Origin of the sequence: Mucilaginibacter endophyticus (genome assembly GCF_003351025.1) — a bacterium.
GTDB classification, from domain to species: Bacteria; Bacteroidota; Bacteroidia; order Sphingobacteriales; family Sphingobacteriaceae; genus Mucilaginibacter; species Mucilaginibacter endophyticus.
Genome location: NZ_QPCG01000014.1, coordinates 1 through 25100, shown reverse-complemented (window position 1 = coordinate 25100; position 25100 = coordinate 1). Strand labels below are relative to the sequence as shown.

The following is a 25100-nucleotide window of genomic DNA, read 5'->3' as shown; positions in this document are numbered from 1 at the left end:
TTAGCTATTGGAAGTTTCAAGTTGTTGCGGTTGGTTAACATTTACATCCTTTAACAGGGATGGAGAATCATAGGTAGTTTTTTGCTGAACCCAGGCAAATACCTGCGGCAGTATAAACAGCGCGGCCAGGGTTGAGGCAAACAAGCCGCCAATCACTGCGCGGCCCAACGGAGCGGTTTGTTCTCCGGCTTCACCCATACCCGATGCCATCGGGACCATGCCGGCCATCATGGCCAAACTGGTCATGAGGATTGGCCTTAACCTGATCGATGCACTGGTAATGGCAGCCCTTGTGGAGTCCCTGTAATCGAGTCTTAGTGTTTCGGCATTGGTTACAATCAGGATGGCATTTGCTACCGATACCCCTGTAGACATGATCATACCCATATAACTTTGTAGGTTAAGGGTCGACCCGGTAAGCAGCAATGCCGTTAACGAACCCAATATTACCGCCGGTACTGTTGATAATACTGTAAGCGATAATTTAAACGACTGGTAATTGGCAGCCAACAGTAAGAAGATCACCAAAATGGCAAACATCAAACCGTTCTGCAAACTGTCAAGCGTTTCTGTCAGCAAGCTCGACATCCCTTTAACTTCTGCAATTAAACCTTTAGGAGGCGCGCCAACCGATTTAATTACCTCTTGTACAGCAGCGGTAGCTGTACCCAAATCCTTCTTATAAATATTGGCACTTACGGTTAAAAAACGGCGCGGACCTGTACGGTCATATTCGCCGGGAACGTAGTTAACCTTAAAGCTGGCGATATCGCCAAGCACCGGTGTGCTCTGGCCTTTTACCAGCGGAATCTCCTTCAGCTCATCCATGGTATTCATCACATACTCCGAAATTTGAACCTGCACCTGGTAGGTATAGGCCGATTTATCATCGAGCCAAAGGTTCTTCTCAGTAAAACGACTTGACGAGGTACTGGCCGTAACCGAACGGGCAACGTCTTTAATATCCAGTCCCAGCTGAGCGGCTTTCAGCCTGTCAAGCGTTATGGCCACTACCGGGAATTTTAAAGGTTGGGTGATCTGCACGTCCCGCAGATAGTCTATCTTTTTAAGGCCAGCTAACACTTTATTCGCATAGCCCTCTATCTGCGCCATATCCTTGCCTGCCACCCTTATTTCGATAGGAGTAGAGGCCCCCTGGCTCATGATCTTCTCGGTCATGTCGATAGGTTCAAAAGTGACGCGAAGATCGGGGATCCTTGATGCTATATTTTTACGGAGGGCATCTTTAAGCTCATCCATATTGATGTGATAATCTTCATCAAGGTTAACCTGCAATACAGCTTCATGCGTACCGGTGTTAAACACGTAAAGATTACTGGTTCCGTAGCTGCTGGGCACAATCCCCACGTAGCCGGATGTAATAGCCACATGATGGTTTACTGTGCTATCGATGATCTGTAGCACCTGTTTCAACCCATCTTCGGTACGTTCAAGCCTGGTGCCATCCGGCTCTTTAATCCTGATCTGGAACTGCCCGTTGTTAAGTTTCGGCATCATATCCTTACCAATGGTAACAAAGCAAATACCGGCAAGTGCCAGCACCACAACAAGGTAAACAGGTACAATTATGCGTTTATTGGGCATCCATTTTTTGAGGATGTTCATGAACCGCATTTTTACCTGCTCAAACAGGTCATTCTTTTCGGGATGTTGTTCTTCCTGCCGCAGGTGATGGTTTACCTGGCCTTCTTCGGGTCTGTCCATAGCTTCACCCGCATGGGCGTGTAATTTGCCATGCTCATAATGCTGATAAGTTTCGGCCTTAATGAGCCAGTTGGACATGATGGGCACCAACGTTTGCGCTATGATGTATGATACAATCATGGTTAAACCGATGGATAACGACAGTGGCAGGAACATGGCCTTAGGCACTCCGTTCATCATAAATGATGGTGCAAACACCGCCAGGATACAAAGCAGGATGAGTAGCAGCGGAAACGAAATTTCTTGGCAGGCATCAAAAATTGCCTGCGCCTTGCTTTTGCCCATCTCCAGGTGCTGGTGAATATTCTCAATGGTCACCGTAGCCTGATCTACCAGGATACCGATAGCAAGCGCCAGTCCGCTCAGGGTCATGATATTGATAGTTTGACCGAATAAGCCAAGCAACAGTACGCCTAATAAGATAGATACCGGGATGGTGATCACCACAATCAAGCTGCTTCGCCAGTCGCGCAAAAACAGTAACACCATCAGGCCAGTAAGCAAAGCGCCTAAGCCACCCTCGGTTAACAAGCTTTTTACCGCGTTTATTACGAATATAGATTGATCAAACTCGTACGAGATCTTAACATCATCAGGCAAAAGGCCCTGAATTTCCGGGATCTTCTTTTTCAAGGCCTGCACCACGCTCCAGGTACTGGCATCGGCGGTTTTTACCACCGGCAAATAAACGGAGCGCTTGCCATTGATCAGGGCATAGTCAACCGTAACGTCGGTAGCATCGGCAACACGGGCAACGTCTTTTACTAAAATGGGCACGCCGTTTTTGGTTACTACAGGTATGTTGCCAAACTCATCGGTTTGGTTAATCAGCGTGTTAACCGTTGTTACAAACATAGTGTTACCCAACCTCAGGTTACCCGACGGCGACATCACGTTAAACTTAGCCAATGCGCTCACCACCTCATCGGGGGTAAGGCCATAACTTCTGAGTTTGTTAGGATCAACATTTAAGGTGATTGACCTGGCATTTGAGCCAAACGGCGGCGGGGCAGACAAGCCCGGCACAGTCGCAAACATCGGCCTTACCTTGGTGGCAGCCATATCGTAAATATCTTTCAGGCTACGATTCGGGGCCGATAGCACCAACTGACCTACAGGCAACGAGGAAGCATCAAACCTTACCACCTGCGGCGGCAATGCCCCCGGAGGGAAAAAGCTCATTACACGGCTTACCTGTAAGGCTACCTGTGCCTGGGCTTCGGCCATATCGGTACTTTCGTAAAAGCTCAGCTTCACCATGGTTAAGCCCTGGATGTTTTTACTGGTGATGCTTTTGATGCCGTTTACATACAGAAACTGATCCTGCAAGCGGGTAGAAAAGAAGCCCTCCATTTGCTGAGGCGACATGCCCCCGTATGATTCAATTACATAAATGGTGGGCAGATTTAATTTCGGGAAAATATCTATTGGTATATTGATAGCACTAAGCACCGCGAAAATGAGCAGGCTCAAAGTAACCACCACCGTTGTGATGGGCCTTTTAAGTGCGGATGTGACCATTGACATAGCTAAATTATTTTAAAAGGTTTAATACAGAACTTACCTGGTTTTCGGTAATAGCTTTCTGGAACAGCGCGTTCGAGTAAGCATATTTAGCCTGTACATAATCTGTTTCGGCGCGATAAAGGATGTTTAGCGCGGCATTGAGTTCGATAATATCGGTTAAGCCGTTTTTGTACAACGACAGTTTTTGGCGATAACCATCTGTCGCCGCTTTAAGCTGATGGGGGATCTCCAGCAATCGTTCATGCGCGGTTTGTAGCTCAACGTTCGATTGGTTGGCGCTCACTGCAAGCAGTTGTTTTTGCTCTTCCAGCTTTTTCCGGGTATAATCGGTATTGGCCCGTTGCGTGCGTAATTTTAACTGACGGCGGCGGATATCAAACAGGTTATAGGAAACGCCTATACCAACCAGATAATTGTTCCTGTCGAAACCCCACCCGCTGCTCAGGCTGTTAAAATGGTCGTTGGCATCAACGCTTGAACCACGGCCCCAAACAGCACCTTCAAGCATTATTTTAGGATTATAGCTTTTCTTAACCAGTTCCTCACGTTGCAGACTGTTTTGGTATACAGATTTATAGTAGTTGATGAGCGGGTGATTGGCAGTATCAACTTCTGAGGGTTGCAAACTATTTTCTGTACCGATGAGGCTCTGTTCCAAAGTAGTATCAGGCACAATGGATTGATACGGCAAGCCGCTGATAGCCGATAGCTGTAACTGAACCTGCTTTAGCTGATTATTGAGCTCAATATAGTTTAACCGGGCTTTTGATAGTTCGGCCTCTGCTATACTGGTATCAACACCGGCACGCACACCGCTTTTGGCAAGCGATTGCACCGAACGCCGGATCTCCTGGTTTCGCCTGATATTGCGGGCCTGGATAGAAAGAAAGTTTTCCAATCTTAACAACATCAGGTAATTACCAATGGTGTATGCCTGCAGCTGATACTTTGAATCGGCAAACTGGCTTTGTTGTACCTGGATGTCGGAGTTGGCCACTTTATTTTGCGCGCCGTAAGCGCCAAAGTTATAGATCTCCCAATCGAGCGCTGCAACACCTACATTGGCCGATACCGTGGTAGTATTGCTTTCGGGCCGCACACCTCTCGAATTTGAGGGGATAATACCAAAACCAAAATACGGACCGGCAACGTTGTTGTTGGTGCCATAGTCGGCCTGGTAATTTAATTTAAGGTTGGGCAGCCAGCTATTGCGGGTTTCGGTAGCCATGGCCCTTTTTATGGCTATCGCTGCCGAATCGGTTAGCAACGTTGGCGCGTTTTGGTTTACGCTGTTGAGCAACGTTTTTAAGCTAACCGGAGTACTATTTTGCTGCTGCTGGGCATAACTGCATGCAGTTATAAACAAGGCCAGCAATAGGCAGCAGCTTTTCTTTGAAATTAACATATATAAATTCCGAAAAATGCTTACCAACATTTACGGGTATAAGAGGCTAATTATAAATAACCAGCAAACCCATTACAGGCTGATACCAGTAAATGATGGATGAATTAATTAAAAAATGAATAAGCAGGATGTAGCTGTGGATGGGATTTCCACTGCTTAATTACATCAGATCCGGAAATTACAAAGAGAGAGGTAAACGTATTGGCGGTCTATCAGCAACCTAAGCGCCCTTACATAGGGTTTAGGACTTAGCTTCCATAGCTGTAATACAAAAAACAGTAAAGTGAAAGATCCTATAACTGCTGTGAGCCAGTCGGCAGCTGATTTTTTTTCTTCAAAAGTGTATCTGTCAGGCCGCTGGATAGAGTTTCTTTCAGACATGCTGCTGCGTAAGTTCTCGGTTTTACGCTTAAATATAGAGTTATATCCGGGAGGCAGTTTAATAGCCGAATGTGTTAAACGCGGCACAAAAAAGATATGAGAGCAAGAGATAAGCAAATAAATAGCCGTTACCGATAAAATCAGCGCCGCTTTTAAATATGCAAGTTTGCTCTTTTTCAATTCTTTAACTATATACTATGCAAAAATGATAAAAAATGTGAATTTGTTTTGCAACACTATTGTTGCAATCGGTTTTAACGTGTTATAGCTTCCAGTTTTTTGATATCACTGTAAACAATATATAAAGGCATGATCCCGAAAATACCAAAACAGCAATCAATAAACCGCCAGTAAACAGGAATACCCCGGATAGGCCCGGCAATAAAGGCCAGCGGAAATACCATAACACAGGCTATCATGCCAAACTGTATGATCCAGATATTTTTAACCGGATCTTTCAGCGGACCAACAAACGCCATCGCGATAACTAAATGGCCAAACGCCAGCCAGTCGGTACCATAAGCCAGGTACGGATAGTTTTGATTGGTGACTTTTACAGCGAGATATACTTTGGTTATCCAATCCTGTAAAAATCCAGGAAATGCGGATGCGTGATTTGACAGCCAGGCTAATTCAGTTTCGATAGGGAAGGCGGTTACACCACTTAACACCAGGCCTATAATAAATACTACCACCCAGGTTTTTATTTTTTTGCGAAGTTCAGGTTCGGTTTTCATAACCGCAGCAAGGTAGGAAATTTATGGGAGGGAGGTGTAAAATCTCATTTGTATTGGGGCGATAAAAACCTTGTTTAAAATCATGCCTGTTGCAAACGAGTGCAATTTAAAACCATGTCATTGCGAAGCACGAAGCAATCGCACGGAAGCAAAGCGGCCCTGTATAGCATGCGATTGCTTCGTCGTTCCTCCTCGCAATGACATAACTTTCTACGCTCAAAAAAGCTTCTTACGCTCATTTATAATGAGTGCTTAAAATGGGCCTGCGTTTGTAACGCAAAGACGATGCAAAATCATTCCCCTTTAGGGGTTAGGGGCACAATACTTTTTAATAAAATTATCAGCCTTATCGCTGCCTATATTGCGGATAAAGTTCCAGTCGCGGCAAGCGCCTTCTTTATCGCCTTGTTTAAATTTTTCGTTGGCCTGGCTTAGTACATCGGTTATAAAATCATCATCATAACCAAGCTGTTTTTTAAGGTTAATAATGATTGCCTCTTTAGTAGTATCGGCCTTGCCTTTGTATTTGTTGCTATAATAATTGGTTACCGCGTTTTCCAGTTCCTGCTGTGCCTTGTAGCTGGCAATGGCGCTTTGCACATCGCGGATGTCGGCAGGTCCGCAGCGTGCTGCATCAGGATCAAAACGGATGGGCTGAATAATATTGGTTGACAAATTATACCCTGCCGGGATAATCCACTGCCCGGAGCTGAGTTTAATAACCCTTAAAGCTTCATCATCAAGGTCGATACCCGGGCCATCCTGTACTTTAGCGTCATGCACAACACCATCCTTATCAACTTTAAACGAAACATGGATAGTGCCCGAAATACAGTTTTGCCGGGAGTATTCCGGATAAATGATCTTTGCTTTCAGGAAATTATCAAGTGCCTGTGCTCCGCCTTTAAACGTGGGTTGCTGGGCAAGTACATTACCTGTCACAAAAATGAGCAATGCGATATTGATGTACAGCGCTTTTAGCATAGTATAAATATCGACAATAAAAAGGGGATTATGTTTGGCGGACTGTTTTACAATCCATTTTTTGACATTTTTATAAAAAACAAACGCCCATAGCCCGGTAAAAACCAGGCTATGGGCGTTTCAATAATTTGAGTAAAAATTTATTCCAGCGTTATCTGCCTCCTTATACTTTCTTCAAGCGAGATGAAGGTTTCGGTACGTTGTATACCTCTTACACCCTGAATCTGCTCGTTCAAAACTTCGCGCAGGTGAGTGGTATCATGACATACTATTTTAGCAAAAATGCTCCACTCGCCGGTGGTGTAATGCAGTTCAACAATCTCTTTAATTGTTTTTAACTGCTTTACCGCTTCATTATACTGTGATCCTTTTTCAAGGTAGATGCCAAGGAACGCTGTGATATCGTATCCTAATTTTTGTGGATCTACCTCAAGGCTGGCCCCTTTTATTACACCCATCTCCTCTAACTTTTTCATCCGCACGTGTATGGTTCCGCCAGAAACAATCAACTCTTTTGCTATCTCGGTGTAAGGAGTAGTAGCATTCTTCATTAATATTGATAAAATCTGGATGTCAAGATTATCAATTTCTAAATTTTGAGCTTTTCTGTGGGACATAAATTTGAATATCTATATTGAAATACAAGTTTAATTAAAATTCGATTAAAAATAAAATATTTTTGTTGAAATATTTGCAAGAAATGGATAGTCCTATTAAATTTGTATCAAGCAAAAGGGAAATGCTTAATGTTCTTTAAAAGAAAAAACAATGTTGGGNATCAAGCAAAAGGGAAATGCTTAATGTTCTTTAAAAGAAAAAACAATGTTGGGTGGTGAAATTTTTGGCAGACACACCTCCTTGTCCCGGTGGCGGAGATCTTGGGAAACCCGTAAGGGCTAACCACTCTGTGAAGGTTCGAATCCTTCCCCAACAGCAAGTTTAAGTATTAAGTTCAAAGTCAAAAGCCGAAAGTCTTAAGACTAAGAACTCAAGACTTAAGACTTACAATACTGTAGGATGGTGAAATTTTTGGCAGACACACCTCCTTGTCGCGGTGGCGGAGAAATTGGGAAACTTTTAGCAATAAAAATAACCACTCCGTGAAGGTTCGACTCCTTCTCCTACAGCTCTTCTCATAATTTAGGTTTATAATTGGTTAGTAAAGGCCCCTGCCCATCAGGGGCTTTGCTGTTTTTATAGGTTTTCTGCATCAGCTTCCAAATTGAAATATCGTAAATTAGTGCACCAAACCAATCCTCATGACACCATCCGGCTACATTCTTGAACAATCTGAAGAAAGACAAACACTATTAACAAGTCTTCATAATATAATTATCAGCAATGATCATTCAATCGAGCCTGGTGTTGAAAGCATGATGAGCAAGGAAATGATCCTTTATAAAGAAAGGGGCATTATGAAATACGGACTTGCGGCTGTTAAAAATTACATGTCCCTACATTGTATGCCTATTTATATGAACCCGGCACTGCACGCCAAATACGCCGCGCTATTACCTGCCGCCAAATTTCAAAAAGGCTGCATCAACTTCGCCGGCTCCGATGAAATTCCACTTGATATAGTTTCAGTATTAATCACAGATTGTTCCGTTATCAGTATTGCCGATATGCTTGAAAACCGAAAGAGGAAATAATCTTTCCTGTACCCATTCTCAAAAAAACCGTCAAAATTACAGCAAAATATTGTGTCATTTTTACACATTGCCTCTTGTTTCGTAAATATTTAGTTATAAATTTGGTTAGCAGCAATTTATTGCAATCGATTGAGTAGATTGCGGCTGAAACCCTGAATTCAATAACATTAAAACCAATTAACCCAAAACCCACAATAAGTCGATATGAAAAAAATCGTCCTGATGGTTCTTGCGGCAATCAGCTGCATTTACTTATCCTGTAACAAAACACGCCCCAATAAACCGCGGGTACTTATCTTTTCAAAAACCATGGGCTTTCACCACGCATCTATCGATGCCGGTATCGTAGCTATCAAAAAACTCGGAGAAGAGAATGGTTTTGATGTGGATACCACAAAAAACTCGGCCATGTTTAATGAAGATACCTTAAAAAAATACTCTACTGTTATTTTTTTAAGCACCACCGCCGATGTGCTTGATTACAGGCAGGAAGCAGCTTTTGAGCGTTATATACAAGCCGGAGGCGGTTTTGTAGGTATCCATGCTGCCGCTGATACCGAATACGATTGGGGCTGGTACGGCCGCCTGGTTGGCGCCTGGTTTTATGACCATCCCGGCATTCATGATAAAAACCCTAATGTGCAGCCAGGTACCTATAATATAGTTGATGCCAATAATGACGCGACTAAAGACCTGCCTAAAGTTTGGAAACGTACCGACGAGTTTTACAGTTTCCGCAAGCCATTGGCCAGTGATGTACATGTGTTGATAACGCTTGACGAAAGCACTTACAAAGGCGGTAAACGCATGGGCTTGCACCCGGCCACCTGGTTCCATGATTTTGACGGCGGTCGTGCATTTTATACCGCAATGGGCCATACCGACGAAACTTATAAAGAAACCGGTTACCTGAAAATGCTGCTTGCCGGTATCAAATATGCCATAGGCGAAAATAAAGAACTTGATTACGGTAAGGCTAAAACCCAGCTGCCTCCTGATGAAGACCGCTTTAAGAAAACCCAGCTCTCAACAGGTGAGTTTTTTGAGCCTACAGAAATGACCATATTGCCCAACCTGGACATCATGGTGATCCAGCGCCGTGGCGAGATCATGTTATACAAACACGATACCCAAAAGGTAAAACAGGTTGGCTTTTTTGATGTATACTGGAAAGCCCACGTGCCAAACGTGAATGCAGAAGAGGGGATGCTCGGCCTTGCCAAAGACCCGCAGTTTGAAAAAAATAACTGGATATATATTTACTATAGTCCTGCCGATAGCTCAGTTAACCGCCTTTCGAGGTTTACCTTTAAAAATGACACACTGGATAAAAAAACCGAGAAAGTTATTTTGGAGGTGAAAGCTCAGCGTGATATCTGCTGCCATACCGGTGGTTCAATTGCCTTCGGCCCGGGACCGGATAAAACCCTGTTCTTCTCGGCCGGTGATAACTCAACACCATTTGATGAAAAAGGTCAAAAGTACGTAAGCAGCGGTTATGCCCCGCTTGATGACCGACCAGGTCATTTACAATTTGACGCACGCCGTTCGGCCGGTAATACCAATGACCTGCGTGGTAAGATTATGCGTATCAACCTTAAAGACGATGGTACTTATGAGATTCCGGAAGGTAACCTGTTCCCGAAAGGTACACCCAAAACCCGCCCCGAAATTTATGTAATGGGCGACAGGAACCCGTACCGTATCTCGGTAGATCAAAAGAACGGCTATCTGTATTGGGGCGAAGTTGGCCCGGATGCACATAATGACAGCCTGGATAACCGCGGCCCGATGGGTTATGATGAGGTTAACCAGGCAAAAAAAGCCGGTAACTTTGGCTGGCCTTATTTTGTGGGTGATAACAAGCCGTACCACCTTTATGATTATGCCACAGGTAAATCAGGCCCGGCGTTTGATCCTAAACATCCGGTTAATAATTCGCGTAATAACACCGGCTTAACCGATCTGCCACCGGCTCAACCGGCGTTTATCTGGTATCCTTATGGCCCATCTGCCGATTTCCCTCAAGTTGGGACAGGCGGTCGTAACGCTATGGCTGGCCCGGTTTATTATACCGACATGTTCCCGGAAGAAACCCGTCTGCCTGATTATTATAATGGTAAGTTTTTGGCGTACGACTGGATGCGCGGCTGGATAAAAGCTGTTAGCCTTACTCCAGAAGGCGACTTTGACAAAATGGAACCTTTCTTCCCTAAACTGAAAGTAAACTCCATGATTGATATGGAAGTTGGCCCTGATGGCAGGCTTTATGGTTTAGAGTATGGCAGCGGATGGTTTTCACATAACCCGGATGCCGGTTTATTCCGCATAGATTATATTGGAGGAAACCGCCCGCCTGAAATTTCATCTTTCAAGGCTGATAAAACATCCGGCGTGTTACCGTTTACCGTTAAGCTTGCTGTTAAAGCTACCGATCCGGAAAAAGACAATGTATCCTATACCTGGAACCTGGGCAATGGCGTAACCAAAGAAACAACCACACCGTCGCTCAGCTATACTTACGCAACAGTTGGCGATTACAAAATTACTGTTGAAGCAAAAGACGATAAAGGTGCATCGAGCAAAAGCGCACCAATTAGCGTTTACGCAGGTAACGAGCAACCAACCGTTAGCATCAATATCAGCGGTGGCAATAAATCATTCTACCTGCCGGGCGTACCGTTCAAATACGCGGTTAACGTAACCGACGGGCCGGATACAAAAGCAGTTGATCCGAAACGTATTTACGTAGGCCTGGATTATATTGAAGGTTTTGACAAAGCCCAGTCTGCAGCACAGCATGAACAAGGCGAACCTGAAAACCGTGGTAAAACACTCATGCTTACCATGGATTGCAAAAGCTGCCACAAGGAAGACGGCAAATCAATAGGCCCGTCATTTGTACAGGTAGCCGCCAAATACAAAAAAGATCCTAATGCAATGGCCAAGCTTACCCAAAAGGTAATCAAAGGTGGTGCCGGTGTTTGGGGCGAAACCGCGATGTCGGCACATCCAAACATTAAACAAGGTGACATTGACCAGATCATTAACTGGGTGCTTTCGCTTGATAACAGCGATCAAAAGCCATCGTTAGCGGCATCTGGTACTATCATGCCTGCTCCGCCAGAAAAACAACAGTCGGCAGCGCTGGTATTATCGGCTAAATACACCGATAATGGTGGCAACGACATCAAAAAACTAACCGGAAGCAGCATTGTATCATTAAACAGCAGCACCTATCAGTTTAAAGGCACCGAGAAATTCAACCAGTTTACCGCCTTTAAATACAATGGTATGAATCTCATGATCTACCCTGGTGCTGATGGCTGGTTTGAACTGGAGAATATCGACTTAACAGGCGTACGCTCTATCAACCTAACCAACTTCTGGCAGGCACCACCAACCGCTCCGCTTAATTTTGAGTTGAGGCTTGATTCAGAAACAGGCGCGCTTGCAGGTAAAGGCAGTATGCCGGTGCCGGCCAAAGATGCCAAAGGTGGCGCTGTTCACATAGTACTTACACCGGTAACAGATGGCAAAATGCATAAGCTGTTCTTTGTATATAAACCGGCAAGTAAAGCCGCTATGACAGCCGGGGTAACTTCGATAGTATTTAGCGCAAAGTAGGTAAAATGTCATTGCGAGGAACGCAGCAATCGCCAAAAAGCAGAGAGGCTATGCAAGTAGCCCTTTATAGTTCGCGATTGCTTCGTTCCTCGCAATGACGAGTGAATGTAGATAAACAAAACGGCCCGGCAGGTTAACCTACCGGGCCGTTTTACTTTCCCCAAGTTCGTGTCCTCACGAACTTAAACTAATTATGTCTCCACGAACTTCAAGATTAGAAAATCTTAAAGCCAACGCTCAGCGCCCAGAGGTTTTGGCGTTTGGCAAAGCTGTCGCTTACTTTGGTTAAGCCGCCTTCATAGCGCAAGTCGGCAGTGATGGAACCGATATCAACACCTGCGCCGGCCTGGAAACCGAGGTTACTTTTATTAAAATCGGTTGCGGCGTTGCTGATGTTATTACCCAGGCTGGTACTATGATCAAGCTCGTAAGTATAGATAGGGCCGGCCATGATACGGAAATTCAGATCTTTTTCACCAAATGATTTACCTATCAACAACGGCACATTCAAGTTAGTGAACCTTACTTTACCACTAAAAGCGGTATTATTATCGTTCGATTCAAATTTACCACCTGTTCCGCTCAGGTAAAGCTCCGGTTGCAGATAAACGCTGTTACCTACACGGGCAAATAAACCGGCCTGATAACCGGTGAGGTTTTTGTCGCTGAAATTATCGGAGCCGATCTTTGAAAAATTGACGCCACCTTTCACACCTAAAGAAAACTGTGCTTTGGCACTGATGCTTACTGCAATCAGTAATGCCACACTTAATAGATACTTTTTCATGTTTTTCGTTGTTAAATGTAAAGCCGTAACGCACGTAATCCTTAAAATTGTATACAGCTCTACGTTATTAATTTAGTTTGGTTTATAACCCGGCCTATATTAAGGCCGTAATAGGCAATATCAATACACGAGCCAAACATTTAAACAGTAGCAACTTGGTATTTTTTATATTTTTGCTGAAAATAAATTAAACATGGCTGAAATCAGTATTACAAACAAAGACTGGGAACGCGTAAAAATTAAAATTCAACGTAAATACAACCACCTTACAGACGAGCAGTTGAAATACAGCGAAGGACAGGAAGAAAGCCTGATTACCAAACTGATGGACCTTGTAAACCGCGACCGTAAGTATGTGGTTTTCACCTTAAAAAAGGCCTTGGTTAATATTGATACCAACCGACTGTAAAATAGACACTGCGGTTATACAAACTGGATAGCTTTTTTGTATTTTTATTTTTTTCGAGGATAAATGATGAAACAGGGTTTAGTGTTCAAAAAAGGATACAAAAAAGCAGGCTTATTTGCAGGTATTGCATTGTTGGCTGCGGGCATAGTGGGTTTTAATGACGACCTGTTTCAGATCTCGAAGAACCTTGATGTTTTTGCCTCGGTTTACAAAGAGGTTAATGTTAACTATGTCGATGATATCAATTCGGCCAAGCTGGTAAAAACCGGTGTTGACGCCATGCTTGATGGCCTTGACCCCTATACCGAGTTTGTACCCGAATCGGAAATTGAGGATTATAAGCTTCACTACGTAAGCACACAATACGGGGGCATAGGTGCCAGCATCTTTGTTCGTAATGGTAAAGTATTTGTATCCGAAGTTTTTGCTGGCTTCCCTGCCCAGAAAGGCGATGTGCACCCTGGCGATCAGCTCCTGAAAATTAACGATGTTGACCTGAACGGTAAAGATAACGACCAGGTGAGCCAATTACTTAAAGGTTCTAAAGGCGCGGCTATCAAACTGTATATCAAACGCGACAATACCCCGCAGCCTTTTGAGAAAAATCTTGTCCGCGATGAGATCAAACAGCCCAATGTATCTTACTATGGAATGGTTGAGGGCAATATGGGTTATATCAAACTCGATAAATTCCTCGAAAACTCGGCCGCTGAAGTTACTACCGCACTTACCGAACTAAAAAAGAAAAACCCGAACGGCATCATCCTCGATCTTCGCTCAAATGGCGGAGGCATTTTACAGGAAGCTGTTAAGATCGTGAACCTTTTTGTGCAGAAGGATGTAGAGATCGTATCGCAAAAAGGAAAAATAAAAGAAAAGAATTTTACATACAGTACCATCAGCGCTCCGCTTGAGCCTAATTTACCGCTGGTGGTATTGGTTAACAGCCATTCGGCATCGGCAAGTGAAATTGTTGCCGGCTCACTGCAGGATCTTGACCGCGCGGTAATCATCGGTCAGCGCAGCTATGGCAAAGGACTGGTGCAGCAAACATTCAATTTACCGTACAACAGCCTGGTAAAAATCACCATTGCTAAATACTATGTGCCATCGGGCCGTTGTATCCAGGAGCTGGATTACACGCACCGTAAGGATGATGGCAGCGTGGTGAAAGTAGCCGATTCGCTTATACATGAGTTTAAAACAAAAAATGGCCGTTCTGTTTATGACGGCAGCGGCATCTATCCTGATATTTTTATTAAACAGGAAAAATTTGCCAACGTTACCCAGGCGTTGGTGGGCAAGCTGCTGATATTTGATTACGCTACAGTTTACCGGGACAAACACTCTAAAATCAATGACGCTCGCTCATTCTCTCTATCAGACGGAGAATACAATGATTTTATAAAATACCTGGCCGATAAAAACTACAACTATACCACCGCGTCTGAAAAACTGTTGGATCGTTTAAAAACCGAAGCTACTAAGGATAAACAGTTTAATGATATCCAGGGCGAATACGAAGGCTTGAAAACCAAACTGATGGCCAGCAAAAAGAACGATCTTATCCAGCATAAAGACGAGATAAAGCAGGTACTTGAAAACGAGATAGCATCCCGCTATTATTATGAAAAAGGCCGCTACGAAACCAACTTTAAATACGACAAGGAACTTGCCCAGGCCGTAAAAACCATGCAGGATAAAGCCCAGCTGGCATCCATCCTTAAAGGCGAAGGCAGCTATAAAGTTATAGGCAAACCGGTATTGGCCATGGCAGGTAAAAAAGCCGCGGATAAAGATAGCGACGACGAATAAACTGAATATCAATCAGTTTAACATTTCACTCAACATTGTAACCAATTAGTTACCCGTTACAACATGTAACGGGCTAAACTTTTATGATTTGTTATTGTCATACTTGCAAACAAACGATAACACAACATGAAAAAGATAATTTTAACAGCTGCCATTTTAGTAAGCAGTTTAACTGTAAAAATAGCCAGCGCTCAAATAAGCTTAAGCATTAATATTGGTAGTCAGCCCGAATGGGGCCCTGTAGGTTATGATCATGTAGATTACTACTACCTGCCGGATATTGATTCTTACTACGATATCAACGCCCATCAATATGTTTATTTTGATAACAATGCCTGGGTACATGGCGCAATGTTGCCTCCACGCTTTGGAAACTATGACGTTTACCACAGTTATAAGGTAGTGGTTAATGAACGTAACCCTTGGGTTAGAAACGATGTTTACAAACGTAAATATGCCTCATACCGCGGCCGTCACGATCAGGTAGTAATTCGCGATAGCCATGACGAAAAATACCGCAATCATTACGTTGAACGTAAAACCGTACGCAGGGTTGATGTAGTGAAACACGATAACCGCAGCCATGGTCACGATGATCATGATCACGGCCGTGGCCACCGCGACTAAGTTTTTATTTTGTTATAATTTTGATTGTTTTTATGAAGGACTGTCCCCCAAAAAGGACAGTCCTTTTTTGCTTAAAATCCCTGCTGTTTCGCTATGAAGGGCATTGCCATCCTTCGGCACAAAACTTGCCCACATATGTCACATTTAGGTTAACTTTTATAGTTTGTTTACTTAGGTTTAGCTATAAACAAACATTATATTCGTTACTTAGTTAACCGATTTATTGTTAAACGATTTAAATCAAATTACACTTATGAAATATCGAATATCCATTTTGGCGCTGCTTGTAGTAGCAGTATTAGGCCAAAGCTGTGTAAGCAGCAAAAAGTACAAAGAACTGGATGCTAATTACACTCAATTGCAAAACAGCACCAAAGACCTAAGCATTAAATATCAAACCAGCGAACAGGCACTTGCCGTGGCGCGCAGCCGCAACAAAAGCCTTGAAGAGCAAATTGATCAGCAAAAAGCAAACGTAACCGCTTTGCAGGACGCCTTGAACAAATGTTTAAACTCAAGCAGCCAGGGTAATGTTAACATTTCAAAACTGGTTGATGAGATCAATAGCTCAAACCGCTATATTCAACAATTAGTTAATGCTAAAAACAAAAGCGACTCGCTTAATATGGTGTTAACCAACAACCTTACCCGCTCATTAACCCCTCAGGAAACTCAGGATGTTGATGTTAAGGTGCTGAAAGGTGTTGTTTACATCTCTCTGTCTGATAATATGCTGTACAAATCTGGCAGCTATGAAGTATCTGACAAAGCAGGCGCTACTTTAAGCAAAATAGCCAAAATCATCATGGACTATAGCACTTACGATGTGCTGATTGAAGGTAATACCGATAACGTGCCTATCTCACAGAAAAACATCCGTAATAACTGGGATTTAAGTGCTTTACGTGCCTCATCTGTAGTGCAGGCATTGCAGACTACCTACCAGGTTGATCCTAAACGTTTGACTGCCGGCGGCCGTGGTGAATACAACCCGATTGCCGATAATTCAACCCCAAGTGGTAAAGCCCAAAACAGGCGTACACAGATCATCATTACACCAAAACTTGATCAGTTTATGGACCTGATTGGCAAAGCACCGGCAGATCAGCCAGCTGCGCCTAAGCAATAATTTAGTTTAACCATTAATATTAGAGCCACCTCTCTTCAGGGGTGGCTTTTTTTTGTGCCTTTTGCAGATTGTATGTAAAAACATACAATCTGCAAAAGTTATTTCTTTATCATTGGGGCTGGCACAATGATTTATCCAATCCCTTAATTTTTAATTACCGATCATGAAATACAGGTTTTTTAATTGAAAATCTCTTTCATTTAATTAATAGAAGAACAACCTGTAGTAAAATTTCACATCCGCCTAAATTTATCTCATTACACTAAGAGCGGGATAGCAATGGCATTTATTTTGAATAAATAGCGCAACAGGTATTAAAACAGGTTAAACCATGGGCTTTAACCATAGTCATACCTACATAACTTATTACACACGTCATGAAAAAGATTATTTTATCGGCTGCTATATTATTAAGCTGCTTCACTGCGAAGATGGCTTCGGCACAGGTTAGTATTGGTTTAGGTATTAATATAGGCAGTCAGCCAGATTGGGGTCCGGTAGGTTATGATCACGTTGATTATTACTACATGCCCGACATCGATGCTTATTACGATGTACCAACCCATAATTACGTTTATTTTGAAAACAATGTGTGGGTACACCATAGATATTTACCGGTAAGATACCGGAATTATAACGTTTACAATGGCTACAAGGTTGTGGTTAACGAACGCAATCCATGGATCCGCAATACTTATTACAGAGATCATTATGCCGGCTATCGCGGTCGTCATGACCAGGTTATTATCCGTAACAGCCGTGATGTAAGGTACGCCAATCACTGGCGTGGAGGCGACCGTTATGTAAGCCGTACCGTTTACCGTGGAAACAACGGCTGGCATGGTGGCAACCCGAACAGGGGAGGCTGGCACGGCGGTGGTGATCACGGCGATCACGGTCACGGCGGCGGCCACGGTGGTGGCGAACACGGACACGGCGGAGGTCACGGACACCATTAATATATAATATACAAGTAAAGACAGGCATCCCCAAAAGGATGCCTGTTTGTTTTTAATAGCTATTTACGGTCAAATAGTAACGTTTAGCCGGTAACAGGCGTCCTGCTTTTGCTTATGTTTGTATTTTATCAAAATAACTACTGATGTACACGCTTTCGGAAGAAAACTATTTAAAAGCTATCTATCGCCTTGCTTCGCAGGGAAAAGATTTTAAAATAACACCTACCGCCATAGCCGATGCACTCAGCAATAACCCGGCATCGGTAGTGGATATGATCCGTAAGCTCACCGAAAAGCAACTTATTGAATACGATAAAAAGAAGGGTGTAAGGCTAACACCGCAGGGCTTAAAAGATGCGATATTGATTGTGCGCAGGCACCGCCTCTGGGAAGTTTTTTTATTGGAAAAATTAGGCTACCATTGGGATGAGATCCATGATATAGCCGAAGAACTGGAGCACATTAACGATGCCACCCTGGCTGATAGATTAGATAAATTCCTTGGTTTCCCCGAATACGACCCTCACGGCGATCCTATCCCCAAAGCCAATGGGAAAGTACCCAAATCATATTCTGTAACCTTATCGGAGCTTAAACCCGGCTCCCAAAGCAAGGTTGCCGCCGTACGTGATACCAGCAGCTCATTTCTGCAATACCTGCAGAGACTGAATATCGGCATCGGCACAAAAATACAGCTGATAGAAAAAATCCCCTATGATAACTCGCTTGTCATAAAAATTGAAGACCGGGAGGACACCACAGTTTCCCAAAAGTTTGGGGAGAATATATTAGTGGATTAATTTAGGTGAAAGGTGAAAGGTTTTGCTTCGCAAAACGATAATGAAGCTACCTTTCACCTTTATCCTTTCGCCTTTCACCTCAATTAGGGTTTCCCGGTTACTCTTGATGATTCGGCAAGTTCGGCGTCAACATCCACGTCAAAGTAGAGGCGATAGATCTCCCACTCGTTTTTAGGCTTGTAAAACATAAAGGTGATGCGCGCAGGCTGACTTTCGTGTTTAAGCAGGTAACTGTACAACACCAGGCTGTTTGAGGCCTTACGCTGCATGATGAGGTCTTTACCAAGGTATTTGCCAATAACACTCCGCATGGAGTCTATTTTAACAATAAGCCCGGTTAGCCGGGTAGAATCCATCAGTTTATTGGTTTTAAAAATATCAATTACAGCGCGGGCTGTGCTTTGCTTATCGTATTCTTTAAAAAACTTATCAATATGAGTTTGTACCCCTGCAACAGCGGCCACGGGTGCCGCAGTAGTAGCGGCGGCAGGCTGAGTTTGGGCGGCGGCATTTCCCGCAATAATCAGGGCTGATACTATGAAAAATAACGGTTTAAATGCTTTAAAGTAGGTGTATCGCATGTTCAAAAAAGTTAATTTTTAAAAGTAGGTATTTTTACAAAAATATTTTTGGCGGCAACGTAAAATTTTAGTCAGGCAACACTATAGCGGCCTTTTCAAATTCAAGAAAAAAATAATCCTCCTTTAGTTTTTTATCAAGCACGGCTTTATCATTACTGAATGACGGGGCGCCCGATTCAAAATGCCATTTACCAAGATAAGTAAGTGTATTATTCTCAACTTTAAAAACCATCCGGTGAAGGTCTTCCATTTTGACAAGGCCACTGTCTATCTTATTTTTTACGTTAACCTCAAAATCAATTCCTCTAAAAACCGGTCTTGTATTATCCTCCGTTCCATACCATTTGGCTTTTGAATAGTAAAAGTTTACCACTTCATAAGTGCCTGGTTTTATAAAGAAACAGAATGGGTTCTCTTTTCTTGTTCTGGTTGCCGGTTTCACCTCAAATGAAAATAGCTCATTGGTTTCCAGGTTTCTGATCCTGATCCTTTGGTCGTAACCATTTTGCCAAAAGGTAAGGCGTTGAATAAAACTACCATAAATAATGGCCTGGTTTTCTTTTAAAATAGTACCGGCATCTACGTATTCTAATGGGGTTATTTTTTGCCCATAAGCAAACAAGCCTCCAAAAAGAAAAACACAGGCAAAAAAACACTTCATATTGATAAGGCTGTTAAAGTTAGGTTTAGGGAATAGGTTAACGCTTTTTCAGAAATTCGGTCCTGAGTACTATGCTCATGCCGTCAACCTTGCAATCAACCTCTTCATCATTATCAGTAAGGCGTATCTTTTTAACAAGCGTACCTTGCTTAAGCGTTACACCTCCACCTTTTACTTTAAGGCTTTTGGTTAGCGTAACCGAGTCGCCATCCTTTAAGATATTACCGTTACTGTCTTTTACTATGAGTTCGTCCATTATTTTAGGGGAATATGAAAAAAAGAAAGAGCCCGATATTTTCATAGCGGGCTCAATTGATATTTTATTTAATAAAACGATTACTTGGTAACGTACATTACTTGTTTAACCGCTTTGATCACCCTTTCAGGGTTTGGCAGGTACTCCTGGATCAAAGTTGGAGCGTAAGGAAGCGGAACGTCGCCACCGGTAATACGCAGGATAGGAGCGTCAAGATAATCGAAAGCGTCTTTTTGTACCTTGAAAGCAACCTCGGTAGCAATTGAACCTAAAGGCCAGCTTTCTTCAATAATTACCAAACGGTTTGTTTTCTTAACAGATTCAATAACTGTAGCGTAATCAATAGGGCGTACAGTACGCAGGTCGATCACTTCGGCGTGGATACCTTCTTTTTCAAGTTCGGCAGCAGCAGCAACAACCACTTTCATGATCTTGCCAAAGCCAACTAAAGTAACATCGGTACCTTCTTTAACAACTTTTGCTTTACCCAGTGGGATATAGTATGTTTCTTCAGGAACTTCACCTTTATCGCCATACATTAATTCCGACTCCATAAAAATAACCGGATCCGGATCAAGGATAGCTGATTTTAACAGGCCTTTTGCATCATAAGGATTTGATGGAACAACCACTTTTAAGCCAGGGCAGTTAGCATACCAGTTTTCAAAACACTGACTGTGCTGTGAGCTAAGCATACCAGCATTACCGGTAGGGCCACGGAAAACGATTGGCACTGAGAACTGGCCACCGCTCATTGACATCATCTTGGCAGCGCCGTTGATGATCTGGTCGATAGCTACCAGCGAGAAGTTGAAAGTCATGAACTCGATGATAGGGCGTAAGCCATTCATCGCCGAGCCGATGCCGATACCGGCAAAACCCAATTCAGAGATCGGCGTATCTATAACACGTTTTGCACCAAACTCGTCCAGCATTCCCTGGCTTACTTTGTATGCGCCGTTATATTCGGCAACCTCTTCACCCATCAGGTATATATTCTCGTCGCTGCGCATTTCTTCGACCATGGCCTCTCTTAGCGCTTCTCTGAATTGTATTTCTCTCATTATCGTAAAATGATGTTTTTTTGCGAACGCAAATATAAACACTAATGTGTTAAATGCAATTAACCGTGGTATTGGTTTGATTTTTAATACATATATTTTACATTTTGTGTCAGTCTCACCAGAGAAAAACCCAAAACTACCGCCAGAAACAAAAACAAATAGGAAATTTGATTTATCGGAGGGGTTAATGTGCCTATATTTTGATCCGGATATTGATCTTATCCAGCAAACCGGTAAGCCATACCATTACAAACGCGAATACGATACATTTGATGAGCCCCCCGGTACCCTGGCTTAAGTATTCGGGGTAACCAATCCTGCTCATTTCATATATGGGATAAAACAAGAAAGGGACTATATAACAGGTAAATGTGTTGGTGCCCGCAGGCTCAATCACCTTAAACCAATTGTATTTATTTTTAACATCAACCAGGAAAATAAAGAAGGCATATACCACCAAACTTATACCGGTACAAATGAGCACCCATGATGGGGTATCGCGTTCTTTGGAAATACCGCCACTGAAATAGCGCACGATAAAGCCCAGATTAAACAGGATAATGGCTATCAGGATCATGGCTACCCAGAGCATCTTCATTTCGTTATTGGCTTTGAGGCGCATGTACAATACCGAAATAAATACCCCTGCCATGGTGAAGGATTGCATGGCACCATTGCCGGCTATCCAGATATAGCCCTGCAACCTGTCAATAAAATCGAGAAAACCGAAATGAACATCCAGGTTAAAGAACATGAAGAACATCCATGCAGCCAGCTGGATCCATAAGTGCCCTTCAGAGTAATAGTAAATAAGGGCGCAAAGCATGTACGACCAGCCGATCAAACCTAATATGCCCCACCAGGTAAAATGCAGCCAGACATGCCCGGGATCGCTGGTACGATAAAGGGCCGCCATACCAGCCAGTAACAATATACCAAAGCCCTGCAATAAATAGCGCCTTCTTGGCGGCGTATCCTTGCTGTAATCTAAAAAGATAAAGAAAAAGCTGAATGTTACCAGGCTTTCCCAAACGGGCTTGGGCAGCAGGGTAGTGGCCTCGTTGTAGGTTTCCATATTAGCATGGAAAAACCCTATAAAAATTAGCGCGAACGAGCGGCTTACGATCCGCGACAGCAGCTTGAAATTATCGCCCTGTTTTAACCTGTTTTGAAAAGCAAACGGAATTGAAAGGCCTACGATAAACAAAAACGCGGGGAAAATAGTATCGGCCAAACCCAGCGCATCAACATTTGAGCCCGCGTGTTTTAGCCAGTTTGGGGTATTCGGAATGCCATCCAGGTCATTCACAAATATCATCAGGAACATTGTTACAGCACGGAAAGCATCAATTGAACGTATACGACTCAGAAAATTACTCATTCAGTCATGTAAATGCGCATAGCGCCGTAAATGTTTTAATTTAACGGCAATTAAATTGAAACATTACTATTACATACCTTTTTTTAGTCCCTGTCGCGGCTCAGCTTGCTAAATAAAAGTGGGTTTTCGTTAAGCTCCAGGCCCTCCCTGCGGTTTTTTACGATATGAATAGCAGTAAATAAAGCCTCGCGGAACGAAATCTCAGAAGCCTGATTTTTACCGGCAATATCATACGCGGTACCATGATCTGGCGAGGTGCGCACAAAGTTTAAACCGGCGGTAAAGTTAACGCCCGATTCAAAGGCGATCTGCTTGAAAGGGATCAGGCCCTGGTCGTGATACATGGCCAGTACGGCATCAAACTGCAGGTAAGTGCCATTGGCAAAAAAGCCATCGGCCGAGTATGGGCCAAATGCCAGGATATTGTTTGAGCGGGCTTCTTCAATAGCCGGAATAATGATATCTTTTTCTTCACTGCCTATCAGTCCATTGTCGCCCGCATGCGGGTTAAGGCCCAATACCGCGATCTTTGGCTTACGGATCCAGAAATCGGTTTGCAGGCTGCTGTTCATTAGCTTCAGCTTGGCCAGTATTTTTTCGGCAGTAATGCTTTCGGCAATTTTTGATACCGGGATATGGCCGGTAACCACGCCAACACGTAAAGTATCGCTCACTAAAAACATCAGCGATTCGGCAGCGCCATCATATTGCTGCAAATATTCGGTATGTCCCGGAAATTGGAATTTTTCGTTCTGGATATTATCTTTATTGATAGGTGCCGTCACCAGGGCGTCGATATAACCTTCTTTTAGGTCATACACAGCACGTTCCAGCGATTTAAAGGCGTATTTGCCGCCGGCTTCGGTAACCTGGCCCAATTCTATTTTTACATCTTCTTCCCAGCAGTTGATCATGTTGGGCTTGCGAAAATGAGTTTGCGACGGATCATTGATCACTAAAAAATTAAGCTCATTAACCTGGGTTGCACGACGGTGAAATGAGGCCACCTTGGTATGCCCGTAAACAATAGGCGTACAATACTCATAAATTTTGCTATCGGCCAAAGTTTTAATAATTATCTCTAAACCGATACCGTTTACATCGCCAATGCTGATCCCAATTTTTAATTTATCGCTCATTCTCTGTACTGATTCCACTGATAAGTTTTGATTTCACCCATTTATTGAGGCGATTCTATGAACTTTAACAGTGATGATTATTAATGATTTATAAAAGCTTAATGTTTAAAGCAAACCTTTTACCTTTAACCATTGGCCTTTAACCTATCTTTGCACTTGCAAATAAAAGATTTTAAGCTTACAGTTCCTGATAAAAGCACAAATATGATTTAATTTGCTCAAATATTTGATTAATAATGACATTGGTAAGGGCAAAAAAACATTTAGGGCAACATTTTCTTACTGATAAAAACATAGCAGCAAAGATAGTTGACAGCCTGAAACCCGAGGGGCGTTTCGGTCATGTGCTTGAGGTAGGGCCGGGGATGGGCGTATTGTCTGATTTCCTGCTGCAAAAAACCGACTACGAAACATCCCTCATTGATATCGATACCGAATCGTACGATTTCCTGAAAAAGAAATATCCGCAACTGGGCGACAGGCTCATCAATGCCGATTTCCTGGAACTTGATTTTAAAAGCATTTTCCCCGAAAGCTTTGCCATTATCGGTAACTTTCCCTATAATATCTCATCGCAGATCCTGTTTAAAGTGCTTGACAACCGCCAGCAGGTGGTAGAAGTAGTGGGCATGTTTCAAAAAGAAGTTGCCGAGCGTTGTGCCGCCAAGCCGGGCAGCAAAGAATACGGCATCCTGAGCGTTTTTCTACAGGCCTATTATAAAGTAGAATATCTGTTTACCGTAAAAGCGGGCGTGTTCAACCCACCGCCAAAAGTACTTTCGGCAGTGATCAGGCTTACGCGTAACGAAAAGCAAACCCTTGAATGTGATGAGAAGCTATTCTGGCAAATCGTAAAGGCCGGCTTCAACCAGCGCCGCAAAACCCTGCGCAACGCCATCTCATCACTTATTAATAAAGAGAAATTAACCGACGAACCAATGCTCGAACTACGGGCGGAAAGGTTAAGCGTAGCAGATTTTGTAGCACTTACCAACAAGGTAACGGCAACAAGGTAGGTTTTTATATCTCTTTCTGTAAGGACGCATAATCGCGTCTCTCATCGCCCTGCACCTCAATGCCGGAACACCGGAGTGGTGTACCTTTGGCCAATGTCATTAAGTTAAGGAAAATCCCCCAGAGGGGGAACAGGTTTGTAGGAACGTAATTATACGCAAACAACCGTGCCAGAGGTACGGAACACCGGAGTTGTGTACCTCTGGCACACGAAAATCTATTATATCTTATTTCTACAAACCTTTTGTACCTATGGTGCAGCCTGTCAATCTCTCAAAACTTAACACTACCTCCAGCACTCCACATTATAGGCTATTTTCACCTCCCGCCTGACCAATAGCTCGAAGCTTTCTACCAACTCCCCAAAATTGCCGACAAACTACTGAAATTGCGACGAAATATGCCTTTTTAGCGTTTGCCGAGCCATTTCAGGGCTTTGT

General features: G+C 43.3%; 22 protein-coding genes and 1 tRNA gene. 10 read left to right on the top strand and 13 right to left on the bottom strand.

Annotated features, from left to right (window positions below; genetic code table 11):
- The 6 genes from DUL71_RS31070 to DUL71_RS31045 form a co-directional block, all read right to left on the bottom strand.
- On the bottom strand, positions 1-3246 hold the full coding sequence (locus DUL71_RS31070; protein WP_244228891.1) for an efflux RND transporter permease subunit: 3246 nt from the start codon (positions 3244-3246) through the stop codon (positions 1-3).
- 13 nt (positions 3247-3259) lie between these two features.
- Positions 3260-4657 (bottom strand): TolC family protein, encoded by a 1398-nt coding sequence (locus DUL71_RS31065; RefSeq protein ID WP_114941728.1) that lies wholly within the window; start codon positions 4655-4657, stop codon positions 3260-3262.
- 165 nt (positions 4658-4822) lie between these two features.
- Positions 4823-5218 carry a hypothetical protein gene (locus DUL71_RS31060; RefSeq protein WP_114941705.1) on the bottom strand — a complete coding sequence of 132 codons (396 nt, stop codon included), beginning with the start codon at positions 5216-5218 and terminating at the stop codon, positions 4823-4825.
- A 74-nt stretch (positions 5219-5292) separates the two neighbouring features.
- Positions 5293-5775, bottom strand: a complete 483-nt coding sequence (locus tag DUL71_RS31055; protein ID WP_114941704.1) for a hypothetical protein — start codon at positions 5773-5775, stop codon at positions 5293-5295.
- A 303-nt stretch (positions 5776-6078) separates the two neighbouring features.
- Positions 6079-6759 (bottom strand): TonB family protein, encoded by a 681-nt coding sequence (locus DUL71_RS31050; protein WP_114941703.1) that lies wholly within the window; start codon positions 6757-6759, stop codon positions 6079-6081.
- Positions 6760-6899: 140 nt separating this feature from the next.
- Positions 6900-7376 (bottom strand): Lrp/AsnC ligand binding domain-containing protein, encoded by a 477-nt coding sequence (locus DUL71_RS31045; protein ID WP_090532141.1) that lies wholly within the window; start codon positions 7374-7376, stop codon positions 6900-6902.
- 206 nt (positions 7377-7582) lie between these two features.
- Here DUL71_RS31045 and DUL71_RS32145 point away from each other — a divergent pair.
- The 3 genes from DUL71_RS32145 (at position 7583) to DUL71_RS31035 (ending at position 12038) form a co-directional block, all read left to right on the top strand.
- Positions 7583-7693 (top strand) — tRNA-Asp (locus tag DUL71_RS32145).
- A gap of 325 nt (positions 7694-8018) precedes the next feature.
- Entirely contained in the window at positions 8019-8411 is a 393-nt protein-coding gene (locus tag DUL71_RS31040) for a DUF1801 domain-containing protein (protein WP_114941702.1), read from the top strand.
- A gap of 204 nt (positions 8412-8615) precedes the next feature.
- Positions 8616-12038: a ThuA domain-containing protein gene (locus DUL71_RS31035; RefSeq protein WP_114941701.1), complete on the top strand. Its 3423-nt coding sequence runs from the start codon at positions 8616-8618 to the stop codon at positions 12036-12038.
- Between the two features lie 214 nt (positions 12039-12252).
- Here the strand turns inward: DUL71_RS31035 and DUL71_RS31030 are convergent, their stop codons facing one another.
- Positions 12253-12825 (bottom strand): porin family protein, encoded by a 573-nt coding sequence (locus tag DUL71_RS31030; protein ID WP_114941700.1) that lies wholly within the window; start codon positions 12823-12825, stop codon positions 12253-12255.
- A gap of 193 nt (positions 12826-13018) precedes the next feature.
- On the opposite strand from DUL71_RS31030, the gene DUL71_RS31025 reads away from it, so the two are divergent.
- From DUL71_RS31025 to DUL71_RS31000, 6 genes are all read left to right on the top strand, one after another.
- Positions 13019-13234 carry a hypothetical protein gene (locus DUL71_RS31025; RefSeq protein ID WP_090532134.1) on the top strand — a complete coding sequence of 72 codons (216 nt, stop codon included), beginning with the start codon at positions 13019-13021 and terminating at the stop codon, positions 13232-13234.
- Between the two features lie 63 nt (positions 13235-13297).
- A complete protein-coding gene (locus DUL71_RS31020; protein WP_341867761.1) occupies positions 13298-15049 on the top strand; it encodes a S41 family peptidase in 1752 nt (583 codons plus the stop codon).
- 126 nt (positions 15050-15175) lie between these two features.
- Positions 15176-15676 carry a hypothetical protein gene (locus tag DUL71_RS31015; RefSeq protein ID WP_114941698.1) on the top strand — a complete coding sequence of 167 codons (501 nt, stop codon included), beginning with the start codon at positions 15176-15178 and terminating at the stop codon, positions 15674-15676.
- Between the two features lie 253 nt (positions 15677-15929).
- Positions 15930-16805 (top strand): OmpA/MotB family protein, encoded by an 876-nt coding sequence (locus DUL71_RS31010; protein ID WP_112574626.1) that lies wholly within the window; start codon positions 15930-15932, stop codon positions 16803-16805.
- 377 nt (positions 16806-17182) lie between these two features.
- Entirely contained in the window at positions 17183-17764 is a 582-nt protein-coding gene (locus tag DUL71_RS31005; protein WP_114941697.1) for a hypothetical protein, read from the top strand.
- A gap of 143 nt (positions 17765-17907) precedes the next feature.
- Positions 17908-18564, top strand: a complete 657-nt coding sequence (locus tag DUL71_RS31000; RefSeq protein ID WP_114941696.1) for a metal-dependent transcriptional regulator — start codon at positions 17908-17910, stop codon at positions 18562-18564.
- A gap of 83 nt (positions 18565-18647) precedes the next feature.
- On the opposite strand, the gene DUL71_RS30995 is transcribed toward DUL71_RS31000, so the two are convergent.
- From DUL71_RS30995 to pdxA, 6 genes are all read right to left on the bottom strand, one after another.
- Complete coding sequence (locus DUL71_RS30995; RefSeq protein ID WP_114941695.1) at positions 18648-19145, bottom strand: hypothetical protein; 498 nt, start codon at positions 19143-19145, stop codon at positions 18648-18650.
- 67 nt (positions 19146-19212) lie between these two features.
- Positions 19213-19806 (bottom strand): hypothetical protein, encoded by a 594-nt coding sequence (locus tag DUL71_RS30990; protein WP_114941694.1) that lies wholly within the window; start codon positions 19804-19806, stop codon positions 19213-19215.
- Between the two features lie 37 nt (positions 19807-19843).
- Positions 19844-20062: a zinc ribbon domain-containing protein YjdM gene (locus tag DUL71_RS30985; protein WP_114941727.1), complete on the bottom strand. Its 219-nt coding sequence runs from the start codon at positions 20060-20062 to the stop codon at positions 19844-19846.
- A gap of 80 nt (positions 20063-20142) precedes the next feature.
- Entirely contained in the window at positions 20143-21126 is a 984-nt protein-coding gene (locus DUL71_RS30980; RefSeq protein WP_112574632.1) for a pyruvate dehydrogenase complex E1 component subunit beta, read from the bottom strand.
- A gap of 193 nt (positions 21127-21319) precedes the next feature.
- Positions 21320-22507 carry a DUF5009 domain-containing protein gene (locus DUL71_RS30975; protein ID WP_112574634.1) on the bottom strand — a complete coding sequence of 396 codons (1188 nt, stop codon included), beginning with the start codon at positions 22505-22507 and terminating at the stop codon, positions 21320-21322.
- An 83-nt stretch (positions 22508-22590) separates the two neighbouring features.
- Positions 22591-23646, bottom strand: coding sequence for a 4-hydroxythreonine-4-phosphate dehydrogenase PdxA (gene pdxA, locus DUL71_RS30970; RefSeq protein WP_114941693.1), 1056 nt, complete (start codon positions 23644-23646; stop codon positions 22591-22593).
- Positions 23647-23882: 236 nt separating this feature from the next.
- Here pdxA and rsmA point away from each other — a divergent pair, with 236 nt between their 5' ends.
- The gene (gene rsmA, locus DUL71_RS30965; RefSeq protein ID WP_114941692.1) at positions 23883-24662 is read left to right on the top strand and encodes a 16S rRNA (adenine(1518)-N(6)/adenine(1519)-N(6))-dimethyltransferase RsmA; all 780 of its coding nucleotides are present in this window, start codon (positions 23883-23885) and stop codon (positions 24660-24662) included.
- The last annotated feature ends 438 nt before the right edge of the window (positions 24663-25100 follow it).

Excerpts from the sequence above, each read along its gene's own strand:
- DUL71_RS31070 (WP_244228891.1), bottom strand. The coding sequence starts at position 3,246 with ATGGTCACATCCGCACTTAAAAGGCCCATCACAACGGTGGTGGTTACT.
- DUL71_RS31065 (WP_114941728.1), bottom strand. The coding sequence starts at position 4,657 with ATGTTAATTTCAAAGAAAAGCTGCTGCCTATTGCTGGCCTTGTTTATA.
- DUL71_RS31055 (WP_114941704.1), bottom strand. The coding sequence starts at position 5,775 with ATGAAAACCGAACCTGAACTTCGCAAAAAAATAAAAACCTGGGTGGTA.
- DUL71_RS31050 (WP_114941703.1), bottom strand. The coding sequence starts at position 6,759 with ATGCTAAAAGCGCTGTACATCAATATCGCATTGCTCATTTTTGTGACA.
- DUL71_RS31045 (WP_090532141.1), bottom strand. The coding sequence starts at position 7,376 with ATGTCCCACAGAAAAGCTCAAAATTTAGAAATTGATAATCTTGACATC.
- DUL71_RS31040 (WP_114941702.1), top strand. The coding sequence starts at position 8,019 with ATGACACCATCCGGCTACATTCTTGAACAATCTGAAGAAAGACAAACA.
- DUL71_RS31035 (WP_114941701.1), top strand. The coding sequence starts at position 8,616 with ATGAAAAAAATCGTCCTGATGGTTCTTGCGGCAATCAGCTGCATTTAC.
- DUL71_RS31030 (WP_114941700.1), bottom strand. The coding sequence starts at position 12,825 with ATGAAAAAGTATCTATTAAGTGTGGCATTACTGATTGCAGTAAGCATC.
- DUL71_RS31025 (WP_090532134.1), top strand. The coding sequence starts at position 13,019 with ATGGCTGAAATCAGTATTACAAACAAAGACTGGGAACGCGTAAAAATT.
- DUL71_RS31020 (WP_341867761.1), top strand. The coding sequence starts at position 13,298 with ATGATGAAACAGGGTTTAGTGTTCAAAAAAGGATACAAAAAAGCAGGC.
- DUL71_RS31015 (WP_114941698.1), top strand. The coding sequence starts at position 15,176 with ATGAAAAAGATAATTTTAACAGCTGCCATTTTAGTAAGCAGTTTAACT.
- DUL71_RS31010 (WP_112574626.1), top strand. The coding sequence starts at position 15,930 with ATGAAATATCGAATATCCATTTTGGCGCTGCTTGTAGTAGCAGTATTA.
- DUL71_RS31005 (WP_114941697.1), top strand. The coding sequence starts at position 17,183 with ATGAAAAAGATTATTTTATCGGCTGCTATATTATTAAGCTGCTTCACT.
- DUL71_RS31000 (WP_114941696.1), top strand. The coding sequence starts at position 17,908 with ATGTACACGCTTTCGGAAGAAAACTATTTAAAAGCTATCTATCGCCTT.
- DUL71_RS30995 (WP_114941695.1), bottom strand. The coding sequence starts at position 19,145 with ATGCGATACACCTACTTTAAAGCATTTAAACCGTTATTTTTCATAGTA.
- DUL71_RS30990 (WP_114941694.1), bottom strand. The coding sequence starts at position 19,806 with ATGAAGTGTTTTTTTGCCTGTGTTTTTCTTTTTGGAGGCTTGTTTGCT.
- DUL71_RS30985 (WP_114941727.1), bottom strand. The coding sequence starts at position 20,062 with ATGGACGAACTCATAGTAAAAGACAGTAACGGTAATATCTTAAAGGAT.
- DUL71_RS30980 (WP_112574632.1), bottom strand. The coding sequence starts at position 21,126 with ATGAGAGAAATACAATTCAGAGAAGCGCTAAGAGAGGCCATGGTCGAA.
- DUL71_RS30975 (WP_112574634.1), bottom strand. The coding sequence starts at position 22,507 with ATGAGTAATTTTCTGAGTCGTATACGTTCAATTGATGCTTTCCGTGCT.
- pdxA (WP_114941693.1), bottom strand. The coding sequence starts at position 23,646 with ATGAGCGATAAATTAAAAATTGGGATCAGCATTGGCGATGTAAACGGT.
- rsmA (WP_114941692.1), top strand. The coding sequence starts at position 23,883 with ATGACATTGGTAAGGGCAAAAAAACATTTAGGGCAACATTTTCTTACT.